The following is a 3,203-nucleotide window of genomic DNA, read 5'->3' as shown; positions in this document are numbered from 1 at the left end:
AATCGGTAACGATAGGCGCGTTGAATCAACATGACCGTCATTATACAGTGAATTTAAGGCGTAAGTCAAGAACTTTCTCCTTATATCTCCGGCGTAAACGCCGAAGTTTTACGGAGAGGACGATAATCCGGTGGGGAGGAATCACGCCCTGTGAAAGAAGAAACTTCCATCTTCCGTTTGAGTTCTCCCCAGAATGGTTTCAAAAGCGGACGCGGGCACGGGCCGGGAATACCAGAACCCCTGGGCATAGTCACACCCGAACAACCGTAACATATCGTGTTGCGCACGGGTTTCCACCCCTTCCGCAATGGTTTTGATGCCCAGTTTATGGGCCATGACGATGATAGCCTCGGTGAGTGCCTTGTCACTTTCATCCACCGTGATTTCGGAGATGAAAGAGCGATCGATCTTGAGATAATCGATATCGAACTGCTTGAGGTAGGACAGGGCAGAAAATCCTGTGCCAAAGTCGTCGATGGAGACTTCTATCCCATGATTACGATAATCCAGAAAACTTTGCTGGATACGCTCGGATTTTTTCAGCAACATGCCTTCCGTAATTTCCACGGTGATGCAATTACCGGGCAGCCCCAACCCCGCCAACTGCTTCAGCCAAAGGGCATCGCCCTGGTCAAACTGAATCGGGGAACGATTGACGCTGACTTGAATGATTTGACCAAATCGTTTTTGCCATTGAGCAATATGGGAAATCACCTGAAAGGAAAGCCAGTTTCCGATCTCGTGAATCAACCCGGACGCCTCTGCCAAGGGAATGAAGACCTGTGGTCCCACTTCACCGCGCCCAGGATGAGACCAGCGCAGTAACGCCTCCACCTTCTCCAGTCGTCCATCCTCCAGATCCAGAATGGGCTGGTAATGCACCGACAATTCTCCCCGGTGGGCCGCAAGACGCAGGTCATTGGTCAGGATCATCTTGGTTTGGGCTTCCTGCTGCATGGCAGGAAGGAAAAAGTGGAAGCGGTTCCGCCCTTCCGCCTTGGCGGAATACATGGCCTGATCGGCATGTTTCACCAGGGTATTGCGATCTTCCGCATTGTCTGGATAGAGCGCAATTCCCACACTGGCCGAAATGAAACAGCGATCTCCATCGCCCAGATCAAAGGGTTGAGCCAGGGCCTCGGTAATATCGTGGGCCGCCTGTTGAACGTGCAGTAACGCACATTCTGGCAGAATGATGGCGAACTCATCCCCCCCTAGACGGGAAACCGTATCGGTCTCCCGCAGGACGCGACAAATTCGACGGGCCGCCTCTTCCAGAAGCACATCCCCCTTCATATGGCCCAGAGTGTCGTTGACCTCCTTGAAGCGGTCCAGATCCAATAGCAACAAAGCCATGGGCGCGCCGTTCCGGCGATATTTCTTGATTTCCTGATCCAGACGTTCCAGAAATAACTGGCGATTGGGGAGACCCGTCACATAATCGTAATTCGCCCGCTTCCAGGCCACGGAATCGAGATCGAGGTTGTCGGACAGATCACTCATCACGGCGATGAAGTTCTGTGTCTTCCCCTCGGAGTCACTGATGGCACAAAGACTGAAATTTTCTGTGTATACCTCGCCGGTTTTACGGCGATTGGAAATTTCCCCCAGCCAGTTCTGATTCTGTTTAATCCCGCGCCAAACCGACTTGTAGGTATCCGGGCAACTCAGTCCTCCATGAATTCTGAACAGATTTTTCCCGATCACCTCATCCTGCGTGTATCCAGTCAATCGGGCATGGGCCGCATTGGTATCCTGAATTCGCCCTTCTCCGTCCGTAATGATCAAGGCATCGTTGGCCCCAGCCAGAACTTGGGCCACCTGTCGCAAGTTTAAACTCATGGTCCCCCACAGATCGACTCAAGAAGTGGTATTTACATTTGCAGCAATCGGCAGAATTCGACCAACAATAGGACATACCACCGAATTTTGCAATAGGTTCGAGAAAAATCTTGGAATCAAATGATAAAATATGAGGGTTTTGTAATGTGCTTGCAGCACGAGGAAGAAGCACTCGAACTTCGTCGAGTGCTTTCAGGGATTCATCGAAGAGAAAGCACCGTTGCTTAGTCTTCGTTACTGTTCTCGCGCTCATTGCGTAGCACCTTGCCGGACTTGGCATCGATCTCCACTTCATGGGTGATATGGTTGGCGCGAATATCGAAGGAGTAACGCAAACCGCTCCCCCCCAATTTATGCTCGAGTTCCTCTTCCACGATGTCGCCCGGATAAGCCTTGACTGCCACGGCACGGGCCTGCTCGATGGTCAGGGTAGCCTCCTTGGCATACTGCTCGCCCTTGTAGGCCAGAGCCAGGGAAGCATTTCCCAGCAGCAGCAAAGTCAGGGTCCCTACCGACCATTTCTTGATGGATTTCATCCTATAAACTCCTTGTTAAAAATAATATCGAAACCGTTTCAGTGAGGTCCTTCAGGAACGACGAAGGTTCAACATGCGAACCAACGTATTGTCCCGTCGTATCCAGTGATGGAAAAACGCCGACGCACCATGCAGCCCCACCAGCCAGATCAAGGCATTCCCCAGCCATTCATGCACACTCTTCATGGGCTTGGCATAGTGAATCCAGGAAGTATCATTCAGGATCCAGGGCAATGTCCAGCCCAGAAAAACCACTTCATTCCCGCGCGCCTGCTGAAAAAGCACTCCCAAGACGGGCAGAAGAATCATCAAGGCATACAACCCCAGATGGGCCAAACCGGCAAGACGTTTCATGAAGTCCGACAGGGGAGGAACGATCGCGGGTGTCCGATGGGTATGTCGCCACCATAACCGTGCCCATATCAGTAAAAATACCGCTACTCCCGCCTGTTTGTGCCAACTCATCAACTGACGCCGGAGTTCGCCCTTGGGGAGTTCGCCCTTGACTTCGATCACCACCAGGACGGAAATGACAAGAAAAGCCATGACCCAATGCAATCCACGCCACACTGAGTCATAAACCGAGGGGTTATTTGTTGCGTTGTTCAATGCACTCATTCGTGTTCATCCACTCCCAAAAATTTTACCCAGATCTCGAAGGTCAGGATTCTTCCCGCATACTCGGCAGTGGCTGACGGAAAATGGGCGACATGAACGGCAGCCAAGGCCGCCTTGTCCAGGATCCGGTTTCCACTCGTGATCAGCACACTCGCGCCAGAGGCCATACCATCCTTGTAATCAAAAGTTACCTTGGTTTGCCCGGAC

3 protein-coding genes and 1 pseudogene are annotated in these 3,203 nt (G+C 51.9%); all 4 read right to left on the bottom strand.

The features are described 5' to 3' along the window. Positions 1 to 141: 141 nt before the first annotated feature. On the bottom strand, positions 142 to 1,842 hold the full coding sequence (locus IV91_RS0107360) for a putative bifunctional diguanylate cyclase/phosphodiesterase (protein ID WP_051862279.1): 1,701 nt from the start codon (positions 1,840 to 1,842) through the stop codon (positions 142 to 144). A 224-nt stretch (positions 1,843 to 2,066) separates the two neighbouring features. After that, positions 2,067 to 2,378: a PepSY domain-containing protein gene (locus IV91_RS0107355; RefSeq protein ID WP_031597250.1), complete on the bottom strand. Its 312-nt coding sequence runs from the start codon at positions 2,376 to 2,378 to the stop codon at positions 2,067 to 2,069. A gap of 51 nt (positions 2,379 to 2,429) precedes the next feature. Next, the gene (locus tag IV91_RS0107350; protein ID WP_031597248.1) at positions 2,430 to 2,996 is read right to left on the bottom strand and encodes a cytochrome b; all 567 of its coding nucleotides are present in this window, start codon (positions 2,994 to 2,996) and stop codon (positions 2,430 to 2,432) included. Next, positions 2,993 to 3,203 (bottom strand): annotated as a pseudogene (locus IV91_RS18390) (TonB family protein); the annotation flags it as partial. The pseudogene IV91_RS18390 and the gene IV91_RS0107350, both read right to left, overlap by 4 nt.

Source organism: Ferrovum myxofaciens (assembly GCF_000735045.1).
GTDB lineage: Bacteria > Pseudomonadota > Gammaproteobacteria > Burkholderiales > Ferrovaceae > Ferrovum > Ferrovum myxofaciens.
Note: the sequence above shows the minus strand (reverse complement) of the source record. Positions and strands in the feature narration are given on the sequence as shown.

Excerpts from the sequence above, each read along its gene's own strand:
- IV91_RS0107360 (WP_051862279.1), bottom strand. The coding sequence starts at position 1,842 with ATGAGTTTAAACTTGCGACAGGTGGCCCAAGTTCTGGCTGGGGCCAAC.
- IV91_RS0107350 (WP_031597248.1), bottom strand. The coding sequence starts at position 2,996 with ATGAGTGCATTGAACAACGCAACAAATAACCCCTCGGTTTATGACTCA.
- IV91_RS0107355 (WP_031597250.1), bottom strand. The coding sequence starts at position 2,378 with ATGAAATCCATCAAGAAATGGTCGGTAGGGACCCTGACTTTGCTGCTG.